20 protein-coding genes are annotated in these 22,647 nt (G+C 74.6%); 10 read left to right on the top strand and 10 right to left on the bottom strand.

Going from position 1 to position 22,647, the window contains the following annotated elements; genetic code table 11:
* Nucleotides 1-42: 42 nt before the first annotated feature.
* Nucleotides 43-834, top strand: a complete 792-nt coding sequence (locus M0638_RS15570; RefSeq protein ID WP_248667915.1) for an SDR family NAD(P)-dependent oxidoreductase — start codon at nt 43-45, stop codon at nt 832-834.
* A gap of 166 nt (nt 835-1,000) precedes the next feature.
* On the opposite strand, the gene guaD is transcribed toward M0638_RS15570, so the two are convergent.
* Complete coding sequence (gene guaD / locus M0638_RS15575; protein ID WP_248667916.1) at nt 1,001-2,359, bottom strand: guanine deaminase; 1,359 nt, start codon at nt 2,357-2,359, stop codon at nt 1,001-1,003.
* Nucleotides 2,360-2,635: 276 nt separating this feature from the next.
* On the opposite strand from guaD, the gene dctP reads away from it, so the two are divergent.
* From dctP to M0638_RS15595, 4 genes are all read left to right on the top strand, one after another.
* Nucleotides 2,636-3,643, top strand: coding sequence for a TRAP transporter substrate-binding protein DctP (gene dctP / locus M0638_RS15580; RefSeq protein ID WP_248667917.1), 1,008 nt, complete (start codon nt 2,636-2,638; stop codon nt 3,641-3,643).
* Nucleotides 3,640-4,323: a TRAP transporter small permease gene (locus M0638_RS29125; RefSeq protein ID WP_248667918.1), complete on the top strand. Its 684-nt coding sequence runs from the start codon at nt 3,640-3,642 to the stop codon at nt 4,321-4,323. The genes dctP and M0638_RS29125 overlap by 4 nt, the downstream gene beginning before the upstream one ends.
* A gap of 19 nt (nt 4,324-4,342) precedes the next feature.
* Entirely contained in the window at nt 4,343-5,647 is a 1,305-nt protein-coding gene (locus M0638_RS15590; protein WP_248667919.1) for a TRAP transporter large permease, read from the top strand.
* Nucleotides 5,648-5,771: 124 nt separating this feature from the next.
* On the top strand, nt 5,772-6,395 hold the full coding sequence (locus M0638_RS15595; protein WP_248667920.1) for a hypothetical protein: 624 nt from the start codon (nt 5,772-5,774) through the stop codon (nt 6,393-6,395).
* A gap of 485 nt (nt 6,396-6,880) precedes the next feature.
* Here M0638_RS15595 and M0638_RS15600 read toward each other — a convergent pair whose 3' ends face one another.
* The 4 genes from M0638_RS15600 to M0638_RS15615 all read right to left on the bottom strand — a co-directional run bounded on the left by M0638_RS15600 (nt 6,881) and on the right by M0638_RS15615 (nt 10,692).
* On the bottom strand, nt 6,881-7,144 hold the full coding sequence (locus M0638_RS15600) for a hypothetical protein (protein WP_248667921.1): 264 nt from the start codon (nt 7,142-7,144) through the stop codon (nt 6,881-6,883).
* A 292-nt stretch (nt 7,145-7,436) separates the two neighbouring features.
* The gene (locus M0638_RS15605) at nt 7,437-9,053 is read right to left on the bottom strand and encodes a sensor domain-containing phosphodiesterase (protein WP_248667922.1); all 1,617 of its coding nucleotides are present in this window, start codon (nt 9,051-9,053) and stop codon (nt 7,437-7,439) included.
* Nucleotides 9,054-9,316: 263 nt separating this feature from the next.
* A complete protein-coding gene (locus tag M0638_RS15610; protein WP_248667923.1) occupies nt 9,317-9,865 on the bottom strand; it encodes a carboxymuconolactone decarboxylase family protein in 549 nt (182 codons plus the stop codon).
* A 251-nt stretch (nt 9,866-10,116) separates the two neighbouring features.
* Entirely contained in the window at nt 10,117-10,692 is a 576-nt protein-coding gene (locus tag M0638_RS15615; protein ID WP_248667924.1) for a peroxiredoxin, read from the bottom strand.
* A gap of 127 nt (nt 10,693-10,819) precedes the next feature.
* Between M0638_RS15615 and M0638_RS15620 the strand changes: the two genes are divergently transcribed.
* Nucleotides 10,820-11,725, top strand: a complete 906-nt coding sequence (locus M0638_RS15620; RefSeq protein ID WP_248667925.1) for a hydrogen peroxide-inducible genes activator — start codon at nt 10,820-10,822, stop codon at nt 11,723-11,725.
* A 236-nt stretch (nt 11,726-11,961) separates the two neighbouring features.
* The gene (locus M0638_RS15625; RefSeq protein WP_248667926.1) at nt 11,962-13,056 is read left to right on the top strand and encodes an LLM class flavin-dependent oxidoreductase; all 1,095 of its coding nucleotides are present in this window, start codon (nt 11,962-11,964) and stop codon (nt 13,054-13,056) included.
* Nucleotides 13,057-13,158: 102 nt separating this feature from the next.
* Here the strand turns inward: M0638_RS15625 and M0638_RS15630 are convergent, their stop codons facing one another.
* Nucleotides 13,159-13,452 carry a hypothetical protein gene (locus M0638_RS15630; protein ID WP_248667927.1) on the bottom strand — a complete coding sequence of 98 codons (294 nt, stop codon included), beginning with the start codon at nt 13,450-13,452 and terminating at the stop codon, nt 13,159-13,161.
* A gap of 354 nt (nt 13,453-13,806) precedes the next feature.
* Between M0638_RS15630 and M0638_RS15635 the strand changes: the two genes are divergently transcribed.
* The gene (locus M0638_RS15635; protein WP_248667928.1) at nt 13,807-16,467 is read left to right on the top strand and encodes a bifunctional diguanylate cyclase/phosphodiesterase; all 2,661 of its coding nucleotides are present in this window, start codon (nt 13,807-13,809) and stop codon (nt 16,465-16,467) included.
* Nucleotides 16,468-16,608: 141 nt separating this feature from the next.
* Here the strand turns inward: M0638_RS15635 and M0638_RS15640 are convergent, their stop codons facing one another.
* Nucleotides 16,609-17,043, bottom strand: coding sequence for an NfeD family protein (locus M0638_RS15640; protein ID WP_248667929.1), 435 nt, complete (start codon nt 17,041-17,043; stop codon nt 16,609-16,611).
* Nucleotides 17,028-18,053, bottom strand: coding sequence for an SPFH domain-containing protein (locus M0638_RS15645; RefSeq protein ID WP_248667930.1), 1,026 nt, complete (start codon nt 18,051-18,053; stop codon nt 17,028-17,030). The genes M0638_RS15640 and M0638_RS15645 overlap by 16 nt, the downstream gene beginning before the upstream one ends.
* Before the next feature lie 358 nt (nt 18,054-18,411).
* Here M0638_RS15645 and M0638_RS15650 point away from each other — a divergent pair, with 358 nt between their 5' ends.
* Nucleotides 18,412-18,903, top strand: coding sequence for a MaoC/PaaZ C-terminal domain-containing protein (locus M0638_RS15650; RefSeq protein ID WP_248667931.1), 492 nt, complete (start codon nt 18,412-18,414; stop codon nt 18,901-18,903).
* A 96-nt stretch (nt 18,904-18,999) separates the two neighbouring features.
* The gene (locus M0638_RS15655) at nt 19,000-19,938 is read left to right on the top strand and encodes an aspartate carbamoyltransferase catalytic subunit (protein ID WP_248667932.1); all 939 of its coding nucleotides are present in this window, start codon (nt 19,000-19,002) and stop codon (nt 19,936-19,938) included.
* 196 nt (nt 19,939-20,134) lie between these two features.
* On the opposite strand, the gene M0638_RS15660 is transcribed toward M0638_RS15655, so the two are convergent.
* Together M0638_RS15660 and M0638_RS15665 are read right to left on the bottom strand one after the other, a co-directional pair.
* On the bottom strand, nt 20,135-21,130 hold the full coding sequence (locus M0638_RS15660) for a ketopantoate reductase family protein (RefSeq protein WP_248667933.1): 996 nt from the start codon (nt 21,128-21,130) through the stop codon (nt 20,135-20,137).
* 265 nt (nt 21,131-21,395) lie between these two features.
* A complete protein-coding gene (locus tag M0638_RS15665; RefSeq protein ID WP_248667934.1) occupies nt 21,396-22,592 on the bottom strand; it encodes a M20 metallopeptidase family protein in 1,197 nt (398 codons plus the stop codon).
* Nucleotides 22,593-22,647: the final 55 nt, after the last annotated feature.

Below are 22,647 nucleotides of genomic sequence, written 5' to 3' on the forward strand. Positions count from 1 at the left end.
CCACGCCAGCCGCCCCGCGCGCCCCGGCCGGAGCCACCACGCATGAGCGCGGCGGCCAACCTGTTCGACCTCGCCGGCAAGGTCGCCGTCGTCACCGGCGGCTCCAAGGGAATCGGCCGCGCCATCGCCGAGCGGCTGGCGCAGCACGGCGCGCGGGTGGTGGTGGCCTCGCGCCGGCTCGACGCCTGCCAGGAGGTGGTGGACGGGATCGCGGCGCGGGGCGGCGAGGCGATGGCCCTGGCCTGCAACATCGGCCGCAAGCCGGAATTGCAGGCGCTGGTGGACGCCACGCTGGCGCGCTGGGGCCGGATCGACGCGCTGGTCTGCAACGCCGCCGTGAACCCCTATTTCGGCCCGGCCATCGACATGCCGGACGAGGCCTTCGACAAGATCATGGCGAGCAACGTGCGCTCCAACCTGTGGCTGGCGCACATGGTGCTGCCGGGCATGGCGGAGCGGGGCGAGGGCTCGGTCATCATCATCTCCTCGATCGGCGGGCTGCGCGGCTCGCCGACGCTCGGCGCCTACGGCATCTCCAAGGCGGCGGACATGCAGCTCGCGCGCAACCTCGCCGTGGAGTGGGGGCCGCGCGGCATCCGCGCCAACTGCATCGCGCCGGGGCTGGTGCGCACCGACTTCGCGCGGGCGCTGTGGGAGGACCCGGCGAACCTGCGCAAGCGCACGCGCGACACGCCGCTCCAGCGCATCGGCGAGCCGGACGAGATCGCGGGGGCGGCGGTGTTCCTGGCCTCGCCGGCCAGCACCTTCATGACCGGCCAGACCATCGTGATCGACGGCGGCGTGACGGCGGGGGCGCCGCGCGTCGAGGAGTGAGGGACGGGACGGCGCCGGCGCCGTCCCGTCCGGGGCGCCCGGCGCATTTTCCGAGGCGCCGGGCGAGTACGCCCCGCCTGAAAATGCTCCGGCGCATCGCGGGTGGTGCGGCCGGTCGGGGAAGGCGGCGCCTTCCCCGGCGCCGAAGCGTCGGCCACCCCCTGCCCTACGCCCCCGCGTAGCTGAACGGGTCCCCTTCCCGGTCGCGGTCGTAGACGCAGCGCCCGGCGGCCCAGGTGGCGCGCACCACGCGGTCGTCGCCGAGCGTCATCAGCACGAAGAGCAGCTCCTCGATGCCGCCGCAGAAGCCGGTGCGGAATTCCAGCAGCGGCGTGGCGCGCGGGTCGAGCACGCAGAGATCGGCGTCGGCGCCCGCGGCGAGGCGGCCGATGCGGCCTTCGAGGTGCAGCGCCCGCGCCCCGCCCTCGGTGGCGAGCCAGAAGCCCTGCGCCGGGTGCAGGCGGTGGCCGGTGAGCTGGGCCACCTTGTAGGCCTCGTTCAGCGACTGGAGCTGCGACAGGCTGGTGCCGGCCCCGACATCGGTGCCGAGGCCGACGCGCACGGCGCGGCGCGGCTCCACCGCGTCGAACAGCCGGAACAGGCCGCTGCCGAGGAACAGGTTGGAGGTGGGGCAGTGCGCGATCGCGGCGCCGGCGGCGTGGCAGGTGCAGAAATCCTCCTCGCCGAGATGCACGCCGTGCCCGAACACCGAGCGCCGCCCGACCAGCCCGGCATGGGCGTAGACGTCGAGGTAGGAGCCGCGGCGCGGGAACAGCTCGCGCACCCAGTCGATCTCGGCGCGGTTCTCGCAGAGATGGGTCTGCATGAAGAGGCCCGGCGTGGCGCGCAGCAGGGCGCCGGCGGCGTCGAGCTGCGCCTCGGTGCTGGTGGGGGCGAAGCGGGGCGTGACGCAGTAGTGCTGCCGGCCGCGCCCGTGCCAGCGCCGGATCAGCGCCGCGCTCTCGTCGTGGCCGCGCTGGGCGGTGTCGAGCAGGTTGGCCGGGGCGTTGCGGTCCATCAGCACCTTGCCGGCGACCATCAGCGCGTCGAAGCGCTCCGCCTCGGCGAAGAAGGCGTCCACGGATTGCGGGTGGACGGTGCAGTAGACCATGGCGGTGGTGGTGCCGCAGCGGAGCAGCTCGCGCAGGAAGAAGCGGGCGACGCGGGCGGCGTGCTCGGCGTCGGCGAAGCCGGCCTCGGTGGGGAAGACGTAGGTGTCGAGCCATTCGAGCAGCTGCTCGCCATAGGCGCCGACCATGGGGAGCTGCGGGTAGTGGACGTGCGCGTCCACGAAGCCGGCGGAGATGATGGCGTCGCCGTACTCCACCAGTTCGGTGCCGGGCGGCAGGGTGGGCGCCAGCGCGGCGTAGGGGCCGACGGCGCGGATGCGGCCGCCCTCGACCAGCACCAGCCCGTCGCGCTCGTGGACCAGGCTGCGCGAGGGGTCGTCGAGGAAGGGGTCGGCGCGGAAGGCGACGGTCTGGCCGCGCAGCGCGACCGGCGGGGCGGACGCGGCGCCGCTCATCGTGGCGCGCCCGGCCGGCCGTTGCCGCGCCTCCCGGGCGGGCGCGCGACCAGGGGTCCGCCGGCGGCCGGCGCGGCCGCCATCGGCGCCCGGCCCCCGCCCTGGTTCCGGTCCGGGTTCCGGCCGGCCGGCCCGCGCGCGGCGCCGGGCCGGCGGACCGCCCGGGGCGGCGCGCCGTGGCAGGCGGTTGACCGCGGCGCCGGCGGTCCCTTAGTTGCGCGCCCGGCCGGGACGCGAGACAGCGGCCGGCGACAGGGTACGGGAGAGTCCAGGATCATGCAGCGCCGCCATCTCCTCGTCGCAACCGGCATGGCCGCGGCGGCGGGATCGCTCCTGCCGCGCCGCGCGGCGCGGGCGCAGCGCCCGGCCGTGATGCGACTGTCGCATCAATTCCCCCCCACGCACCACATCGCGCGCGGTCTCGCGGCCTTCGCCGAGGCGGTGAAGCAACGCTCGGGCGGCACGGTGGAGGTGCAGGTCTTCCCCGCCGAGCAGCTCGCCCGCGCCGGCGAGAACTTCCCGGGCGTCGCGCGCGGCGCCTTCGAGGCGGCCTGCGCGGTGAATTTCCAGTGGGGCAACACCCTGCCGGAGATGAGCGCCACCACCATCCCCTACTACATCACCGACCTCGCCCGGCTGCGGAAATTCCCCGGCTCCGAGGCCGCGAAATTCCTGGAGGCGCAGCTCGAGAAGCGCGCCGTGCGCAACCTCGCCTGGCTGTACACGACGCGGCTCTCCATCTTCACCTCCGGCCGCCGGCCGCTGGTGGCGCTGGAGGACTTCCGCGGCGTGAAGATACGCGGCCTCAACCCGCTGACCGACCACGCGCTGAGCGCGGTGGGCGCCGCCCCCTCCGCCATGCCGGGGCCGGAGGTGCCGCAGGCGCTGCAGTCGGGCGTGCTGGATGCGGGGCTGACCGACCTTTCCGCCGCCGTCTCCCGCCGCTTCTACGAGATCCAGAAGTTCGGCACGATCGCGCCCTGGTTCTCGGTGTTCAGCCACGTCTACGTCAACCCGCGCTGGTGGAACGGGCTGACGGCGGAGCAGCGCGGCGCCATCGAGGCGGCGGCAAGGCAGGCCGAGCAGGACCAGTTCGCCGTCACCGAGGAGACCGCCGCCAGCGCCGCCGCCGAGCTGCGCGCCAAGGGCATGACCATCCACGAGCAGACGCCGGCCGAGAGCGAGGCCTGGAAGGCGGCGATGCAGCCGCCGGTGATCCAGGCCTTCCTGCGGCAGGCCCCGGAGGGCGGGCGGCGAATCCTCGACCTGCTCGGCGCGCTGTGACGCGCGACGACGGCAGGCGCGATGCCGCGACGGGCGGCGCGGTGGCAGGGGAGAGCCGGTCGGAGAGCCGGGCGGAGGGCCGGGCGGAGAACCGGGCGGAGGGCCGGGGAGAAGGCCGGGGGAATGCGCCGAGGCCCGCCCTCCTGCGCCGGACCGAGCGCCTCGCCGCCCTGGCCTCGCGCACGGCCGAGGCGCTCGCGGTGGCGGCGACGCTGCTCTGCCTGGTGCTGGTGAGCGCCTCGGTGGCGGCGCGCTACCTGTTCAACGCGCCGCTGCCCTGGATCGACAAGGCGGCGGGCTGGCTGGTGGTGGCGCTGGTGCTGCTCGCCGCCCCGGAGGCGCAGCGCCGCTTCGAGCACATCGGCGTGGACGTGGTGACGGAGCGGGTGGGGCCGCGCCTGGCCCGCGCGGCGCAACTGCTCGGCGTGCTGTCAGTGGCGGCGGTGGGCGCGATCCTGCTGGATGCCGGGATCGAGACGGTCTCCTTCTCCCGCATGATCGGCATCGAGAGCGAGCTGGAGGGCGTGCCGGCCTGGTGGCTGCAGATGCTGCTGCCGGTGGGGGCGGGCGTGCTGCTGCTGGTGGCCGTGGCCCAGGCGATGGCGCTGCTGCTGGGGCGCGAGCCGCCATTCCTGCCGAAGCCCGGCGAGGAGCGGCTGGACGGCGTGCACGGCGAGTGAGCACGGGGATACCGGACGCGTGACCTTCCTGCTGCTGCTCGCGGCGCTGATCGCGCTGCTCTACTGCGGCCTGCCGATGTTCGCGGCGCTGTTCCTGCTGCCGCTCGCGGTCCTGTACTGGACCGAGGGCGGCGTGCCGGCGCTGGGCGAGCTGGTGATCGGCAACCTCAACGGCTACCTGCTGGTGGCGATCCCGCTGTTCATGCTCAAGGCGCACATCATGGTGCGCGGGCGGGTGGTGGACGACCTCTACGCCACCGCCTTCCTGCTGCTGCGCGGCGTGCGCGGCGGCGTGGGCATCGCGACGGTCGCGGCCTGCACCATCTTCGCGGCGATCTCCGGCTCATCCGTCGCGACGGCGCTGACGGTGGGCAAGATCGCCATCCCGCAGATGCTGCGCTACGGCATGTCGCGGCGCGGCGCCTTCGGCGTGGTGGCGGGCGGCGGCACGCTCGGCATCCTGCTGCCGCCCTCGGCGCCGATGGTGCTCTACGCCTACGTCACCGAGACCTCGGTGGTGGCGCTGTTCGCCGCCGGCCTCGTGCCGGGTGCGATGATGGCCGCGATGTTCGCCGGCTGGTGCTGGCTGACCGAGGGCAGGGCGGTGCCGCCCGCGGATGCCCCCGCGGCCGACGGGGCGCCGGGCGCGGACGCCACCATGGCCCGCCCCTCCTTCGCGCGCGCCGCCTGGGCGCTGTCGCTGCCGGTCTTCGTGCTGGGCGGGCTCTATCTCGGCATCTTCACCGCGACCGAGGCGGCGGGCACGGGCACGCTCTACGCGCTGCTGATCGCGGTGCTGGTGTACCGGCACCTTTCCTGGGCCGACCTCGTGGACGGCATCCGCGACGCGACGCGCACCGGCGCGATGCTGCTGCTGATCATCGCGGGGGCGGCGATCTACGGCTACATGCTGACCAAGCTGCGCGTGCCGCAGGAGATGGTCTCGCTGGTGACCGATCTCGGCCTGTCGCGCACCGGCTTCCTGCTGGTGATGATGGCGCTGCTCTTCGTGCTGGGGCTGATCCTGGAGAGCTTCTCGATCATCCTGCTGACCATGCCCGCCGTGCTGCCGGCGATGGCGGCGCTGGGCATCGACAAGGTCTGGTACGGCGTGCTGCTGACGCTCTCGCTGGAGATGGCGCTGATCTCGCCGCCCGTGGCGATGAACCTCGTGGTCATCAAGGCGATCACCGGCGCGCCGCTCGCCGAGGTGAACCGCTCGGTGCTGCCCTACATCGCGATGCTGGCGATCGGCACCGGGCTGCTGATCGCCTTTCCCGGCATCGCGCTCTGGCTGCCGCGCGTCATGGGCTATGCCGGCTGAGACTTGCAAGGGCGGCGGGACGGCCCCTTCGCGCCGGGGCGGGCCGATCCGGATCGACCGGCGGCGGCGAAGCCCCCTATAACGGCGGCGGGGCCATTCCCGGAGACCCCGCTGCCGGAGAACCATGGTGCGCGCCGCCCTCGTGCCACTCCTGCTCCTGGCCGGCTGCGCGTCCCCGGACGCGTCGGCGCCCGGCCCTGTGGCCGGCGCGCCCGGCGTGTCGGCCGCCGCGCGTGCCGCCGAGGCCCTGCCGCCGATGCTGGCGTCGTTCCGCCGCAGCGGCCCGGTCACCGACTTCGAGCAGCGGCCGGGCGGTGCCGGGCTCGGCGCCGCGGTGCCCTATGCGCCGACCGGCGGGGAGAGGATGGCCGCGACCGTCTTCATCTACGACCGTGGCCGGCGGCCTCCCGATGGAGACGGCCCCGAGGTGGCGGCGGAGTTCCGCCTGGCGGCGGCCGAGCTGGACGCGGCCATGCGCGCCGGCATCTACCGCTCCGTCTCCTTCGCGAACGGCATGGGCGTCCGGTCCGCGGCCACCGCCCGCAGCTTCCGCTGCGCGAATTTCCGCATCACGCAGCAGGATGGCGCCCCCACCGGCAGCAGCCTGTGCGTCGCCGTCCAGCGCGGCATGTTCGTCAAGGTGCGGCTGACCGCCTGGCAACCGCCCGATCCCGGCATCGCCGGCATCGCCGCGGCCGCGCTGACCGCCGCGGTGCTGCAGGCGCGGGACCGCACCACGGAAGGATAGAGCGGATCGCCGGCGGGCGGACACGCCCGGCGGCGTGAATCCGCGCCGGGAACAACGAGTTGCAGCGAACCGGAGTCCCGACCGGACTGCGGTTCGCTGTAGAGCGTTTCCAGGCTGGGCGTACTCGCCCGGCGGCTCGGGAAGACGCGTCGCATGGCGGCCAAGGCCGTTCCGGCCCGCTTCGGTCGGGCCGGAACGGCGCCACGGCGAGCCGCGGTCCGGCCGGGATCGCGGCTCGCCGCGGCCGTCCTTTCCGAAGCGGTTGCGCGCTTCCCGGCGTGCCTGCCCTCCGGCGATCCGCTCCGGGCGGCAGGGCCGGCCCGCGAACGCGGCCTCGGCGCCGGGATGGCGGGCCGCGCCCGACCGCGAGGGCGGGCACGGGGGGCGGGCACGGGGGCCGCCCACCGGCCGCGGCAGGGTGCCGATGGCCCGAGGACGCCGATGGCCCGAGGACTCCGGCGGCCGTAGGCCCGGAGTCCGGAGGCTCAGCGGAAGGCGCGCTTGGCTTCCTCCAGCTCGCCGAGCGCGGCGCGGATCAGGCGCTGCGCCTCGCCCTTGTGGCCGCCGAAGCGGTCGGGCGCACGCTCCAGCGAGGCCAGCGCCGCCTGGAGGTGGTTCTGGGCGTCGACGATGTTGGGAAACGGCGTCTGCGCGACGACGCAGCCGCCGGCGAAGCCGGTGCCGGCCAGCAGGAGTGCGCCCAGGATCCGCGGCAGGCGGTTGCGGGGCCACGACGGACGATGTGACATCATGGATCTCCTCCGGAATGATGCCCGGCGCCGCATTGTCGCAGCGGGTTCGTTACGGGGCCAGAGCTGCCCGCCGGCCACGCGAGCCGCGATCCGGTCGGGACCGAGGATCGCCGCAGGTCCCGGTCTTCGGCACGGCGTCACGCCTCCGGGCATGTTCGCCGCCCCCCGGCGCGGCAGGCGGGCGGCGGCGTCCACGCCGATCCGGCCGGCGGCGGCCGCCCCTGCCCGGGACGCTCCCCCACGCGCGCGGTTGCCGGCCGGCGCAGGCCCGGACCCGTGCGTGGCGGGATCAGGCCTCCCGCCGGCCCGGCAACGCGCCGGGCCGCCCGAACAGGTAGCCCTGGCCGAATTGCACGCCGAGCTCGCGCATCACCCGCGCCTCCGCCTCCGTCTCGATCCGCTCGGCCACCACCTGCGCGTCCATGGTGCGGGCGAGATCGACCATCGAGGCGACGAAGCAGCGCTCCCGCTCGGAACGCACGGCGCTCTGCACGTAGGAGCCGTCGATCTTGACGAATTCCACGCGGAAGGTGCGCAGGTAGCGCAGCGCCGAGGCGCCGGCGCCGAAGTCGTCGAGGCAGAGCCGCACGCCGCGGTCGCGCAGCCCCTCGGTGGTCTCCAGCGCCGCCGCCGGGTCCTCGATCTCCGCCGTCTCGGTGATCTCGGCGAGCAGCCGGCCGGCGAGGCCGGGGCTGGCATCGAGCCGGGCGAGGAGCTGGCGGCGGAATTCGGGATTCTGCAGGGACAGGCCCGACAGGTTCCAGGCGAGGTTCGGCGTGTCGCGGTGGCGCAGCATGTCGCAGACCCGGTCGGTCACCGCCCAGTCCAGCTCCTCGGAAAGACCGACGGCCTCGGCGAAGGTGACGAATTCCTGCACGTTGCTGATGGGCAGGCCGGGGGTGGGGTGCGGCCGCAGCAGCGCCTCGAAGTGATGCGCCGGGCCGCCGGCCAGCGGCATGATGGGCTGGAAGGCGAGGTGGAAGCGGCGTTCCGCCAGGCTGCGCCGCAGCGCCGTGGCGCGCGTGGTGGCGGCGGCGACGAAGGCGGCCAGACCGCCGTCGAACCCGGCGTCGGAGAAGCCCGCCGCGCCGCCGCCCGAGAAGGCGACCAGGGCGTGGCGCAGGGCACGCGTCGCCTGGACGGCGGTGAGGCCGTCATCCCCCTGGAGCGGCAGGGTGCGCGTGTCCAGCCGGGCCTTGCTGCCGGAGGCGGCCAGCACCTCCTCCAGCCGTGCCGCGAGGCGCGTGAGATCGTCGACCGAGCCCTGCAGCACCCCGTAGCGGCCTTCCGACAATTCGCAGGCGATGGAGTCGGGCCCCGCATCGTGGGTCAGCATCCGGCCGATCTCCTGCATGACCTCGGGGCGGAGCGCGCCGCTGCCGTCGGGCCCCACCAATTCCAGCAGCCCCAGCGCGGACGCGCCGCCGCCATCGAGCGCGGCGCGCAGCCGGGACTGGCTCTCGCGCACGAAGTCCGCCCCGGCCGCGGCCGGGGCGGAGGGGGCAGAGACCGGCAACGGGGCGAAGCAGAGACAGAGGCGCTGCCGGTCGCCGGCCTCGGGCACGACCAGGCCGGAGAGCGCCACGGCGCGCCGGCCCGGCCCGGCGAGGTGCAGGGCGAAGGGCAGCAGGCGGCCGCGCAGCAGCAGCAGCGCGAAGGCGGTGTCGAAGGCGGCCCGGTCCTCGGGTGCCACCAGCAGGCGGGCCGGCTGGCCCAGGCAGGTTTCCGACTCCCGGCCGAGGCGCATGGGAAAGGCGCCGGTGGCGTAGGTCACGCGCCCGTCCGGGCCGGCTTCCACCAGCAGCTCGGCGGCGGCCAGGGCGAAGGCGATGAAGCGGTCGGAAGGGGCCGCGCGGCGTGCCTTCCGCCCTGTCGTCGCGCTGCAAGCTGTACCCGCGCCGGCCATGCTGCATCCTGCCTGATCCGAAGCAGGACTAAGGCGGGCCGCTTAATGGCGCATGAACCAGGGAGACAAGTCGCCGCCGGCCCGGCCCGCGCCTGCGCGCGCGCCCCGCGGGACCCGGCCGGCCAGGCGCGACGGCGATGCCGCGCGCCCCGCCGGAAGCCGTGGAATCCCGGCGGCCGTGCGGCCGCCGGGGTCGGGCCGTGCGCTCCCCGCCGCCGGGGAGGCGGGCATGGCGCTCCCCCGCCGGGGGAGCACGGCCGGGATCAGGCGGCGGCGCGCACCGTGCCGGCCAGCGCGTCCTCGCCGTCCAGCACGGCGGCCACGGCATGCACCACGGCGGCGATGCGGACGGCGGCCTGCACCTGCTCCTGGCCCAGCCCGGCGGCGCGGACCACCTTCTCGTGCGCCTCCATGCACATGCCGCAGCCGTTCACGGCGGAGACGGCGAGCGACCACAGCTCGAAGTCCACCTTGTCCACGCCGGGCTTCGCCATGACGTTCATGCGCAGCTTGGCCGGCATCTTCGCGTAGTCGCCGCCGACGAGGTGGGTGAAGCGGTAGTAGATGTTGTTCATGCCCATGATCGCCGCGGCGGCCTTGGCGGCGGTCAGCGCCTCGGGCGAGAGCTTCGGGCCGAACTCGGCGACGATCGCCGCCGTCACCTCGGCGTTGCGCGAGGCGAGGGCCGAGACGACGAAGGTGCCGGCGAGCTTCTGCTGGTCGAGCACCGGCTCGGTCGCGAGGCTGCCGAGGTTGAGCTTCAGGTCCTTGGCGTATTCGGGCAGGCGGTTGCGCAGGGCTTCGAGGGACATGCTTGGCCTCCTTCGTGAAAACGGGGCGTGCCAACGGGGCGTGCCAACAGGGCCGCTGGCCGGCGCCGGGTGGGGCGCCTGGGGAGCGGCGGCGGGGCGGATGAGAACGGGCCTGCGGGCCCGGACGGGTCGGGCCGCCCTGCCGGCATGCGGGGCGGCCCGGCCCGTCCGGCGCGGCGGTCGACCGCCGGCGCCGGAACGGAAGCCGGCCGGCACGGCTCGCGCCGCGCCGGCCGGGCATCAGGCGTGGCTCAGGCGGCCTGCTCGAACAGCTTCGCGGGGTCGAGCGTGTCCTTGCCCTTCTCCCAGTTGCACGGGCAGAGCTCGTCGGTCTGCAGCGCGTCGAGGACGCGGACGACCTCCTGCGGGTTGCGGCCGACGTTCAGCCCGTTCACCGAGGCCCACTGGATGGTGCCGTCCGGATCGACGATGAAGGTGGCGCGGAGCGCGACGCCCTCGTTCTTGTCGAGGATGCCGAGCGACTCCGCCAGCTCGCGCTTGGTGTCGGCCAGCATCGCGAAGGGCAGGTCGCGGATGTCGTCGTTGTGGACGCGCCAGTTCAGGTGCACGAACTCGCTGTCCGTCGAGGCGCCGTAGACCACCGCGTCGCGGTCCGCGAACTCGCCGTTCAGCTTGCCGAAGGCCGCGATCTCGGTCGGGCAGATGAAGGTGAAGTCCTTCGGCCAGAAGAAGACGATCTTCCACTTGCCGGCATCGGACTCGTTGGTGATCTCGGTGAAGGACTTGCCGGGGCCGCCCAGGCCCTCGGCGCCGCCCTTGACGGCCTGCAGCTTGAAGCTCGGGAACTTGTCGCCAACGGTGAGCATGTGGCTCCCCCCAGGGATAAGGGTTGCGGATCTCGGGACGCCGTCATGCGGCGCCGCAGCAGAGATATGGCAAGCCGTTCAGCGGTGTGCCAATGAATAGTTTTGTTCGTTGTGATCGATTGGCCCGATGACCACCCTGCCCAGTCCGCAGCAGCTCCGCTACCTCCTGGCGCTGGCCGAGCACGGCCATTTCGGCCGCGCCGCCCGCGCCTGCGGGGTGACGCAATCCACCCTCTCGGCCGGCATCATCGCGCTGGAGCGGCAGCTCGACTCGACGCTGCTGGAGCACGGGCCGGTGAAGCGGCCGGTGTTCACGCCGCTCGGGCTGGAGGTGGTGGGGCGGGCCCGCGCGGCGCTCGGCGCGCTGGAGGCGGTGGCCGAGACGGCCGCGGCGGCGCGCGAGCCGCTGAGCGGGCCGCTGCGGGTCGGCCTGATCCCCACCATCGGCCCGTTCCTGCTGCCGCGCCTGATGCCGGCGCTGCGCGAGGCCTTCCCGCGCCTGCGGCTCTGGCTGCGCGAGGACCTGACGGAGCGGCTGGTGGAGCGGCTGGAGAGCGGCCGGCTCGACCTGCTGATCCTCGCCCTGCCCTGCGACTGCAACGAGGCGGAGACGATGGCGATCGCCGAGGACCCGTTCCTGGTCGCCCTGCCCCCCGGCCACCGGCTGGCCGGGCGGGAGCGCGTGCCGGTGGCGGCGCTGGGCGGCGAGCGCCTGCTGCTGCTGGAGGACGGGCACTGCCTGCGCGGGCATGCCCTGTCGGCCTGCGACCTGCCGGGCGCTGCGGCGGGGGACGAGTTCGCCGCCACCTCGCTGCACACCCTGGCCCAGATGGTGGCGGGCGGCCTCGGCGTGACGCTGCTGCCGCGGCTGGCGGTGGAGGGCGGGCTGCTCGCGGAGACGCCGCTGGCGGTGCGGCCGCTGGAGCACGAGGCGGCGCGGACCCTGGGCCTCGCCTGGCGGGCGCGCAGCCCGCGCGCGGCGGAATTCCGCGACCTGGGCGCGCTGGTGCAACGGGCGATCAGGCCCGCCTAGAGCATTTCCGAGCTGGGTGCACTCACCCGGCGACTCGGAAGATGCGAAAAACCGAAAGGCCGGAACGGCTCCGGCGCGTTTCCAAGCCGAGCGCGCGCCCGGCGTCTCGGGAAACGCGCCGGATAAGAAGGCCGGCCCACGGCCGGCGCGGGACGCGGCGAACCGGGCCGCGGCCATTGACGCCGGGTTCCGAACGCCCGAAGACCGCGGCGCCGAATCGCGGGAGATCGACCGGCATGTCCCTCGTCCTGTCCGTCCTCGACCAGGCGCCCATCGCCTCGGGCCGCACCCCGGCCGAGGCGGTGGGCGAGACGCTGGCGCTGGCCCGCCACGCGGACGCGCTCGGCTTCCGACGCTACTGGCTGGCCGAGCACCACAGCTCCGGCAGCCTCGCCTGCGCCGCGCCGGAGGTGCTGATCGCGGCCATCGCCGCCACCACGCCGCGCATCCGGGTCGGCTCGGCCGGGGTGATGCTGCCGCACTATGCCAGCCTGAAGGTTGCTGAGCAGTTCCGCATGCTGGAGGCGATCGCGCCCGGCCGCATCGACCTCGGCGTCGGCCGCGCCCCGGGCTCGGACGGGCGCACCGCCTACGCGCTGAACCCGAATGCCGGCGAGGCGGCCGAGCGCTTCCCGCAGCAGGTTTCCGAGCTGCTGGGCTGGCTCGGCGAGGGACTGCCGGAGAACCATCCCTACCGGGCCGTGACGGCGCAGCCGGCGGTGCCGACCCGGCCGGAGGTCTGGGTGCTGGGCTCAAGCGACTACGGCGCCCAGGTCGCCGCGTATTTCGGCCTGCCCTACTGCTTCGCCCACTTCATCACGGACGGCCGCGGCGGCGAGGAGGCGATGGCGGCGTACCGCGAGAGCTTCCGCCCCTGGGGCCTGGCCCCCGCCGACGGCCGGGGGGACGGGGCGGCGGCGGCCCCGGCCGCCCGTCCGGGCCGACTCGGCGCGCCGCACGCGGCGCTCGGCGTCTTCGCGCTCGCCGCCGACACCGAGGCCGAGGCGCGGCGCCTGTTCGCCTCGCGCGCGCTGTGGCGCCTCTCGCGCGACCGCGGCGTCTACCCGCCGCTGCCGAGCCTCGCCGAGGCCGATGCGCATCCCTACACCGAGGCGGAACGCGCCAAGGTGGAGCGGCTGCGCGAGCGGGCGATCATCGGCACCGCCGCGCAGGTTCGGGAGAGGCTGGAGTCGTTGGCCGCCGCGCATGGCGCCGCGGAGGTGGCGGTGCTGACCGCCTGCCACGACCCGGCGGCGCGGCGGCATTCCTACACGCTGCTGGCCGAGGCATTCGGCCTCGCCGGCGCCCAGTCCCGAGACGTCAAATCCTGAGACGTCAGGTCCCGCAGGGGAAGGCGCGGCCTGCCCGGCCGCGCGCGGCCCTCCGCCGGCTCCCTCGGGGCGGCGGGGCCGCCGCGGGCCCGACCCGGCGGCTCAGCGCCGGATCGTCACCACCCGGAACACGGGCCGGCCGGAGCGCTGGCGCCAGTAGAGGGTCAGCGCGGCGAAGGCCGCAACGCCGATCGCCACCGGCAGCATCACGCTGAGGAAGACCAGCGCCAGCGCCACCGCCAGGACGCCGGCCGCGGCGAGGCCCGCCAGCATGGCCATGCCGCGCAGCCTGGCCAGCGCCTTCTCCAGCCGCGACGGCTCGCGGAAGGTGCCATCCGGGCTCATGTCGAGGATCAGCCTCGGCGTCGGGCCGAAGCGGGGGTCTTCTGGACGCATGCGCGGAAGGTGGCGATGACGGCCCGCCGGTGCAAGGGAAAAGATTGCGGAAAGTTCATTTTCCGGGCCCTCCCCTCCGGCGCCGGGCATTGCCGCCGACCGGGGGGCACGGCTTTCCCGGCCGCTCGGGGCGAGGTCCGCGTCCGCGCAGGCCACCGCCGGCGGATGACCGCCTCGGCGCCGCGACGTGGAACGCGCGGCTTTCGCAATCCGTGATTGCATCGCCCTCCGGCCGCACGTCATCGTGACCGGTGCGCCGACGGCCCCGGATCCGTTCCCGCTTAAGCAAGGCTTCGCTTTCCTGGCCCATCCTGGCCTCACCCGCCGCTCCCGGCGCACGATGCGGAGGAAGATTTGAGCCTGTCTGCCGACCAGGCGGCCCCGCGCCCGCGCAAGCTCCTGGCGGGCACCCTGCCGGATCTCGGCCTCGTCGCGCTGATCCTCGCGGTGATCTGGCTCGCCATCGGCTACCGCCTGACGCAGCAGCGCGACGACATGCTGCGGGAGACCATCCGCACCGCCACCAACATCTCCGCCGCCGCCGAGCAGGGCATCGCCCGCACCATCGAGGCGATCGATCAGCGCCTGCTCTTCGTGCGCGAGGCCTACCGGCGCGATCCCGCCGGCTTCAGCCTGGACTTCATCAGCCGCGGCAACGGCTACTTCGACGGCATGATGGTGCAGCTCGCCGTGATCGGGCCGGACGGGAAGCTGCTGATGAGCAACCTCGGCCGGCCGGAGCAGCCGACCGACCTGTCCGACCGGGTGCATTTCCGCGTCCAGCGCGAGCGTCCGGACGAGGACTTCCTGTTCGTCAGCGTGCCGGTGCTCGGGCGGGTGTCCAACCGCTGGTCGGTGCAGTTCACCCGCAAGCTCTACGCGCCGGACGGCGCCTTCGCCGGGGTGATCGTCTGCTCGCTCGATCCGTACTGGCTCACCCAGCTCTTCGAGAGCCTCGACATCCGCGGCAACCTGCTGCTGGTCGGCCAGCACGACCGGATCGTGCGGGCGGAGGCGCCCTCGCACGGCCTGCTGGGCCGGGTGGCGCAGCTCTCGCCGGAGGCCCGGGCGGGGGCCGAGTCCGGCCACTTCCACCTCGACGGCGCGGCGGATGGCGGCGGCGGCCGGATCGTCGGCTTCCACCGGCTGCGCAACCACCCGCTGATGGTGATGGTCGGCCTCGATACGGCCCCCCTGCTCGCCGCCTATGCCCGGCTGCGCAACCAGGCCCTGCTGGTCGGGCTCGGGCTTTCGGTGCTGGTGCTCGGGCTGGGCGCGCTGCTGGTCCACCACCGCCACCGGCTGCTGCTCTCGCGGCAGTCGCTGCGCAACGCCATCGAGAACATCGACCAGGGGCTGGTGATGGTCGACCGGCATGGGGCGATCCCGGTCTTCAACCGCCGCTTCGCGTCGCTGCTGGGCCTGCCCGCCGCCCTGCTGGCCGGGCGGCCGCACTTCCACGCCATCGTCCGGTGGCAGATCCAGCAGAACGAGTTCGCCGCCGGCATCGACCCCACCGCGCTGGCGGCCGCGGCCGGGCATGTCTCCCTGGAGGAGAGCCCGCGTGTCTACGAACGCATCCGGCCCGACGGCACGGTGCTGGAGATACGCAGCCAGCCCCTGGCGGAAGGCGGCGCGGTGCGCACCTACACCGACATCACCGCCCGCCGCCGCGCCGAGGAGCGGGTGCGCCACCTCGCCCACCATGACGGGCTGACCGGGCTGGCCAACCGCTTCCTGCTCAGCGACCGGCTCGGCCAGGCGATGGCGCACGCCTCGCGCGCCGGGACGATGGTGGCGGTGCTCTGCCTCGACCTCGACCGCTTCAAGCCGGTCAACGACGTGCTGGGCCACGCCGCGGGGGACAGGCTGCTGGTGCAGGTGGCCGAGCGGCTGCGTACCCTGGCACGCAGCGCCGACACGGTGGCGCGCATCGGCGGCGACGAATTCGTGCTGGTGCAGAGCGCCGTGTCGCAGCCCACCGACGCCGCCGAGCTGGCCCGGCGCGTGACGGCGCAGCTGGCCCCACCCTTCGACCTCGACGGGCAGATGGTCACGGTCGGCACCAGCATCGGCATCGCCCTGTACCCCACCGACGGCGTCGACGAGGAGACGCTGCTCAAGAACGCCGACACCGCGCTCTACCGCGCCAAGGGCGCCGGGCGCGGCACCACCTGCTTCTTCGAGCCCGGCATGGAGGCCAAGCTGCGCCAGCGCAGCCTGCTGGAGCACGATCTGCGCCTCGCGCTCGAATCGGACCAGCTCTCGCTGGCCTTCCAGCCGCTCTATGCCTGCGGCACGCGCGACGTCACCGCCGTCGAGGCGCTGGTGCGCTGGCAGCACCCGACGCGCGGCGCCCTGCCGCCGACCGAATTCATCCCCGTGGCCGAGGAGAGCGGCCTGATCCAGCCGCTCGGCCGCTGGGTGCTGGAGCGCGCCTGCACCGCCGCGCTGCGCTGGCCGCGCCCCTACAACGTCGCGGTGAACCTCTCGCCCGCCCAGTTCCGCCACGGCAGGCTGCCCGAGATCGTGGCCGAGGTGCTGGAGCGGACCGGCCTGCCCGCCGGCCGGCTGGAGATCGAGGTGACCGAGGGGCTGCTGATCGACGACGCCGACGGGGCGCTGGCGGTGATACGCGCCCTGAAGCGGCAGGGCGTGCGGATCGCGCTCGACGATTTCGGCACCGGCTATTCCAGCCTCGGCTACCTGCGCCGCTTCCCCTTCGACAAGATCAAGATCGACAAGTCCTTCGTGCAGGCGCTGGAGGCCGATCCCGGGGCGCGGGCGATCGTGGACGCCATCCTGGCCATGGGGCGCAGCCTCAACCTGCAGGTCACGGCCGAGGGCGTCGAGACCGAGCAGCAGTTCCGCTTCCTGCAGCGGCTTGCCTGCGACGAGGCGCAGGGCTTCCTGCTCGGCCGCCCGATGACGGCCGAGCGGCTGCAGGAGCTCCTGCTCGCGAACAGCGGCGGCCGGGCGGATGCCCCGCTGACGGCGCTGCACGCCGCGCCCTGAGGGCGGGCCGGCACGCGCCGCGGGCCGGGAGCCGGTGCCGGGGGCGGGCCGGGATCCGGCGCCCGGAGCGGCCCCCACCGGCGGAGAAGGCCGCGGGAGGAGGCGGCGGGAGAGGTCGGGCGGGTCGAGCCGCCGGCGGCATCAGCCGCCGTCGGGCCGCACCACCAGGAGGGTGCCGTCCACGCCCTCCACCCGCACCCGCGTTCCCGCCGGCAGGGGCGGCAGGCCGCGTGCCGGGCGCGCCGCCCAGTCGGAGTCGCCGAGGCGCACCCGCAGCACCGTCCCCTCGTCCGACAGCACCATGCCGAGGCGGCCGGCCAGGCCGGAGTCGGGCTGGTTCAGCGCCGGCCGCGCCCGCCGCGCGGCGGCGCGCACCCGCAGCGCCGCCGTGATGGAGGCGGCGAGCAGCGCCACGAACAGCAGCACCACGGCCCAGAAGGGCGCGTCGAACAGCAGCACGAAGCCGCCGGTGACGACCGCCGCGATGCCGATCCAGAGCAGGAAGGCGCCGGGCAGGGCCAGCTCGGCCGCGAGCAGGACGCAGCCGGCGAGGATCCAGATCAGGCCTGGTTCCACGGATTGCCTCCCCGGCCGGTCTCCGGCGACGGCCGCCCGGTCCCCGTTCCCGTTCCCGGGCCCGGGCCCGGCCCGGGCGGCGGGGCCGCGCCGGGCGGCCGGTCGCCGGCGCGCAGCAGCTCCAGCGCGGCGGTGACGCCGCCGGCCAGCGCCGCCGATTCCATCGGCACCAGCACGAGCTTCTGCGCCGGGTTGCCGGCCAGCACCTCGAAGGCCTTCACGTACTTGTCGGCGATGAAGTAGCGCAGCGCGTCGCCGCCGGCGCCGGCGGCGGCCTCGGCCACCAGGCGCGTCGCCTCGGCCTCGGCGGCGGCGAGGCGCTCGCGCGCCGTGGCGTCGCGCTGCGCCGCCTCCTGCCGGCCCTCGGCGTCGAGGATCTGCGCCTGCTTGCGGCCCTCGGCGCGCTTCACCTCGGCCTCGCGCTCGCCCTCGGCCTTGGCGACGGTGGCGCGCCGCTCGCGCTCGGCGGTCATCTGCAGGTTCATGGCGCGGATCAGGTTCTCCGGCGGCTCGATCTTGCGGATCTCGACGCGGCTGACCTTCACCCCCCAGGGGTCGGTCGCGCCGTCCAGCGTGGTGAGCAGGGAGGAGTTGATCCGCTCGCGGCCCGAGAGCGTCGCGTCGAGGTCCATCTCGCCGATCACGGCGCGGATGTTGGTCATGGCGATGGCGGTCAGCGCCTGCTTCAGGGACTGCACCTGGTAGGCGGCCTTGGCGGGGTCCATCACCCGGAAATACACGATGCCGTCCGTGGTGACGCTGGCGTTGTCGCGCGTGATTACCGCCTGCTCGGGGATGTCGAGCACCTGCTCCTGCACGTTGAGGCGCCGGCCGATCACGTCGATGAAGGGAATGATGAAGTGCAGGCCGGGCTGGAGCATGTGGGTGAAGGCGCCGAAGCGCTCCACCGTCCAGACCTCGCCCTGCGGCACGGTGCAGATGCCCTTGGCCGCGGTGAAGGCCGCGAGCAGCAGCAGGACGAGCAGGACGATGGTGGAGCCGGTGAGCATGGGCGGGTTCCCGCTGGTTGGCGCCGGCGCCGTCGTGCCGGAGGCGGCCGGACGAGCAGCCTCCGGGCGCCGACGCGGCCCCGGGGATGGCCAGACTAGAGCCGTTCCGGCCTGACTGTATCGGGACGGAACGGCTCCGGCCTTTCGGTTCTTCGCATTTTCCGGGTCGCCGGGTGAGGACACCCGGCCTGAAAATGCTCTAGCCCGCCCGGCTTACGGAGTCGCGCCGGCCACCCGCGCCCCGCCGGGGCCGCGCCGGGCTCGCCACCGAAGCTGCCACCGAAGCTGCCCACCGGGGCGACAGCGGGCGCGCCCTGCCCTACCCTGTCCCTCCTGCCGCCACGCCGACCGGGGATCCATGAGCCGCGAACCGGACGACCTTCCGCCTCCTCCCCGGCCCCTGCCCGCCGAGCCGCTCGCCTCGCTCGACCAGCTCCTGCCCGGGCAGGCCTGGGCGATCGGCACGCTCTCGCTCAGTGCCGCGGAGATCGTGGAGTTCGCCCGCCGCTACGACCCGCAGCCCTTCCACCTCGACCCGGAGGCGGCGAAGGACTCGATCTTCCGCGAGCTGGTGGCGAGCGGGCTGCACACCTACGCCGCCGTCTTCTCGCTGGTGATCCAAAGCAACCTGCTGCGCGCGATCAGCCTGGGCGGCAACGCCTTCGAGCTGCGCTGGCCGGCGCCGCTGCGTCCCGACGAACCGGTCTCGGTACGGGTCGAGGTGCTGGCCGTGACGCCCTCCCGCACCCGGTCCACGCGCGGCACGGCGCGGCTGCGCTACGTCGCGACCAGGGTCGCGGACGGGGTGGTGGTGCTGGACGCGGTCGGCCATCACATCCTGCGCCGCTGAGCCGCGGCGCCCGTCGCGCCCCCCCCCCCCGCCCCCCACGCTCCTGCCCACGCCCCTGGCCTCGCCCAGCCGGCAACCTTCTCCGGACGATCCGCCATGCTGCCCTTCCCGCACCGCCACCTGCTCGCCATCCAGGGGCTGGAGCCGCCCTACATCGCGGACCTGCTCGACCTCGCCGAGAGCTACGCGCTGCTCAACCGCTCGGGCAAGACGCAGCGCGACCTGCTGCGCGGGCGGACGCTGATCAACCTGTTCTTCGAGGACAGCACGCGCACGCGCACGAGCTTCGAGCTGGCCGGCAAGCGGCTCGGCGCCGACGTGATCAACATGTCGGTCTCGACCAGCAGCGTGAACAAGGGCGAGACGCTGCTCGACACCGCCTCGACGCTGAACGCGATGCACTGCGACCTGCTGGTGGTGCGCCACGCGCAGTCCGGCGCGCCGGCGCTGCTGGCGCAGAAGGTGGATGCCGCCGTGATCAACGCCGGCGACGGCACGCACGAGCACCCGACCCAGGCGCTGCTCGACGCGCTGACCATCCGCCGGCGCAAGGGGCGGCTGGAGAACCTCGTCGTCGCGATCTGCGGCGACGTGCTGCACAGCCGCGTCGCGCGCTCCAACATCCACCTGCTCTCGGCGATGAACAGCCGGGTGCGGCTGGTCGGGCCGCCGACGCTGATGCCGGCCGCCGCCGAGCGGATGGGCGTCGAGGTGTTCCACGACATGCGCCAGGGCCTCGCGGGCGCCGACGTGGTGATGATGCTGCGGCTGCAGAAGGAGCGGATGCAGGCGGGACTCGTGCCCTCCTCGCGCGAGTTCTTCCGCTTCTACGGCCTCGACGCGGAGAAGCTGGCCTTCGCGAAGCCGGACGCGCTGGTGATGCACCCGGGGCCGATGAACCGCGGCGTCGAGATCGACAGCGCGGTGGCCGACGACCCGGCGCGCAGCGTGATCGGCGAGCAGGTGGAGATGGGCGTCGCGGTGCGCATGGCGGTGCTGGACCTGCTCGCGCGGCAGCTCCGGCGCAACGCCTGAGCGGGCCCGCGCCGCCCTCCTTCATCCTCCCGCCCTGGAGGCCATTGGGGGGCGAGGCCCCCTTCGGATCTCCCGTATCGGGAAAGGCGGCCCGGCCGTCGCAACACCCGGGCCCCGGACGGACAGAGTTGCAGGAGGGCCTCGCCCACCCGCCGGGATGGGTCCGGGAAGGGCAGCGCCCTGCCCGGGGATGGTGTCAGGCCGCCTCCGGCTCCCGGTACAGCCCCGCGGCCATCGCCGCCTGCTTCGCCAGCCCGATCACGAGGTCCAGCGTCGGCGTCGCCACGCCGAGCTTGCGCGCGAGGCGAAGCGGCACCGCCCATTGCGCCTCGATCTCCATGGGCCGGCCCAGCTCCAGGTCCTGCAGGATGGAAGGCTTGTGCGCGATGCCGGCGCTGTGCTGCATGCGCTTCTCCACCGAGATCGCCACCTCGCGGCCGAGGGCGCGGGCGATCGCCAGCGCCTCGTGCGTCATGCGCTCGGCCGCCCGCATCACGGCCGGCTCCCGGTAGGCGTCCCTGATTCCCTGCCGGCCGAGCACGCAGAGCGGGCCGTTGGCGATGTTGCCGACCAGCTTGGCCCAGACCTCGGTGCGGATGTCGGAGACGACGGGCGACTGGAAGCCGCCATCGGCGGCGATGGCGGCGGCGATCGCCTCGGCGCGCGGGCTGGCGCTGCCGTCCGGCTCGCCCAGCAGCAGGCGGTTGCGGTCGTGCTCGGTGTGGATCACGCCGGGCTCGACCACGGTGCAGGCGGAGTAGACGACGCCGCCCAGGGTGCGCCCGATGCCGACCGCGCGACGCACCGCCTCGCCCGGGTCGAGCGTCGGCAGGCGGGTGCCGTCCAGCGGGCCGCCATCGTGGTCGAAGTACCACCAGGGGATGCCGTTCATCACGAAGGCGACGGTGGTGTCGGGCCCCAGCAGCGGCCCGATCGCGGCGGCCACCGAGGGCAGGGCGGGCTGCTTCGTGGTCACCAGCACCGCGTCCTGCGGGCCGAGTTCCGCCGGGTCGGCGGCGGCGCGCGGGCGGGCGTGCAGCACGCCGCCCGGAGCGTGCACGGTCAGGCCGCGCTCGCGGATCGCCTCGAGCTGGGCGCCGCGCGCGACGATGGAAACATCCGCCCCGCCCCGCGCCAGCCGGGTCGCGACATGGCCGCCGATCGCACCGGCGCCGAACACGCAGATCCTCATCCGCTCCGATCCTCAGCCCAGGGGCCCATGACGGGCCCCGTGCCCAAGCAGGCCGCCGACGGTTCGCCCCCGACGGTTCGCCCCCGGCATTCCGCGCCCGCCGCAACGATCGGGCGGGCTCCCGGCGCCGCGCCCGCCGACAGGGTTTCCGAGGCGCGCCGCGCGGTCAATGCCCCACCGGCCGGCCCATGGCACCGGGTCGGGCCAGAGAGGCAGGGCCGGCGGGTCAGGCCAGCGGGTCAGGCCAGCGGGTCAGGCCAGCGGGTCAGGCCAGCAGGTCGAACGCCGCGCGCGACAGCGCCTGCACGCCGAGGCCGATGCACCCCTCGTCCGGCTGGTAGTCGGCGTTGTGCAGGCTGTCGCGCCGGCCCGGCGCGCCGGAGCCGACGCGCAGGTGGAAGGCCGGGGCACGCTCGGCGAACAGCGCGAAATCCTCGGCGCCCATGCTGGCCTCGCCCTCGTCCAGCACGTCGCCGAGCTGCGCCCGCGCCGATTCCACCACGCGCGCCAGCATCGCGTCGTCGTTGCGCAGCGAGGGCACCATGCGCTGGTAGTCCAGCGCGCAGCGCACGCGCAGCGCCACCGCCAGCCCGTCGGCGAGGCGGCGCAGCGCGGCCTCGGCCGTGTCGCGCGCGTCGGGGTGCAGGGTGCGTATCGTGCCCTTCAGCGCCACGCGCTCGGGGATGATGTTGTAGGTGGTGCCGCCGCTGAGCATGCCGACCGTGACCACGGCCGGGTGCAGCGGCCGCACCTCGCGGCTGACCACGGCCTGCACCTGGCCGACGAAGCTCGCCGCCGCCACGATCGGGTCGATCGCGCCGGAGGGGTGCGCGGCGTGGCCGGAGCGCCCGCGCACGACGAGGTCGAAGCGGTCCGCCGCGGCGAGCGCCGCGCCGCGCACGTAGCCGAGCCGCCCGACCGGCAGGTGCGGCGCGTTGTGGAAGCCGAGGGCGAGGTCGAAGCGCTCCGGCCGCGCCTCCCGGTCCATGTCGGCGAGCATGGCGGCGGCGCCCTGCAGAGTCTCCTCGGCCGGCTGGAACACCAGCAGCACCCGGCCGGCGAGCCGCGGCGCGAGATCGCGCAGCACCGCGGCGACGCCGAGCAGCGTCGCGGTGTGCAGGTCGTGGCCGCATGCGTGCATACGGCCCTCGACGGTGCTGGCGTAGTCGAGTCCGGTCTCCTCGTGGATCGGCAGCGCGTCGAGATCGGCGCGGATGGCGAGGGTGGGCCCCGGCCGGCCGCCCTCGATGACGCCGAGGATGCCGGTGCCGCCATAGCCGCCGCGGTGCGGTATGCCGAGGCGGGCGAGTTCGGCGGCCACGATGCCTGCCGTGCGCGTCTCCTCGAAGCCCAGCTCCGGGTGCGCGTGGATGTCGCGGCGCAGCGCGACGAGGCGCGGCCCGATCGCCGCGGCCGCCGCCCGGATCGCGCCTTCGGGGTCGTTGTGCAGGGTCGCCGACATGTGCGCGCCGTCCGGAAGGATGAGGCGGGCGAAGGTAGTCGAACGGCGCGCCGTG

It is taken from the genome of Roseomonas acroporae, assembly GCF_023223525.1.
Classification (GTDB): domain Bacteria; phylum Pseudomonadota; class Alphaproteobacteria; order Acetobacterales; family Acetobacteraceae; genus Roseomonas_E; species Roseomonas_E acroporae.

Coding starts and splice junctions, on each gene's coding strand:
- M0638_RS15605 (WP_248667922.1), bottom strand. CDS start 9,053: ATGGCCGGCGCGGGTACAGCTTGCAGCGCGACGACAGGGCGGAAGGCA.
- M0638_RS15630 (WP_248667927.1), bottom strand. CDS start 13,452: ATGCGTCCAGAAGACCCCCGCTTCGGCCCGACGCCGAGGCTGATCCTC.
- M0638_RS15615 (WP_248667924.1), bottom strand. CDS start 10,692: ATGCTCACCGTTGGCGACAAGTTCCCGAGCTTCAAGCTGCAGGCCGTC.
- M0638_RS15645 (WP_248667930.1), bottom strand. CDS start 18,053: ATGCTCACCGGCTCCACCATCGTCCTGCTCGTCCTGCTGCTGCTCGCG.
- M0638_RS15665 (WP_248667934.1), bottom strand. CDS start 22,592: ATGTCGGCGACCCTGCACAACGACCCCGAAGGCGCGATCCGGGCGGCG.
- M0638_RS15595 (WP_248667920.1), top strand. CDS start 5,772: ATGGTGCGCGCCGCCCTCGTGCCACTCCTGCTCCTGGCCGGCTGCGCG.
- M0638_RS15650 (WP_248667931.1), top strand. CDS start 18,412: ATGAGCCGCGAACCGGACGACCTTCCGCCTCCTCCCCGGCCCCTGCCC.
- M0638_RS15620 (WP_248667925.1), top strand. CDS start 10,820: ATGACCACCCTGCCCAGTCCGCAGCAGCTCCGCTACCTCCTGGCGCTG.
- guaD (WP_248667916.1), bottom strand. CDS start 2,359: ATGAGCGGCGCCGCGTCCGCCCCGCCGGTCGCGCTGCGCGGCCAGACC.
- M0638_RS15655 (WP_248667932.1), top strand. CDS start 19,000: ATGCTGCCCTTCCCGCACCGCCACCTGCTCGCCATCCAGGGGCTGGAG.
- M0638_RS15600 (WP_248667921.1), bottom strand. CDS start 7,144: ATGTCACATCGTCCGTCGTGGCCCCGCAACCGCCTGCCGCGGATCCTG.
- M0638_RS15625 (WP_248667926.1), top strand. CDS start 11,962: ATGTCCCTCGTCCTGTCCGTCCTCGACCAGGCGCCCATCGCCTCGGGC.
- M0638_RS15610 (WP_248667923.1), bottom strand. CDS start 9,865: ATGTCCCTCGAAGCCCTGCGCAACCGCCTGCCCGAATACGCCAAGGAC.
- M0638_RS15570 (WP_248667915.1), top strand. CDS start 43: ATGAGCGCGGCGGCCAACCTGTTCGACCTCGCCGGCAAGGTCGCCGTC.
- dctP (WP_248667917.1), top strand. CDS start 2,636: ATGCAGCGCCGCCATCTCCTCGTCGCAACCGGCATGGCCGCGGCGGCG.
- M0638_RS15660 (WP_248667933.1), bottom strand. CDS start 21,130: ATGAGGATCTGCGTGTTCGGCGCCGGTGCGATCGGCGGCCATGTCGCG.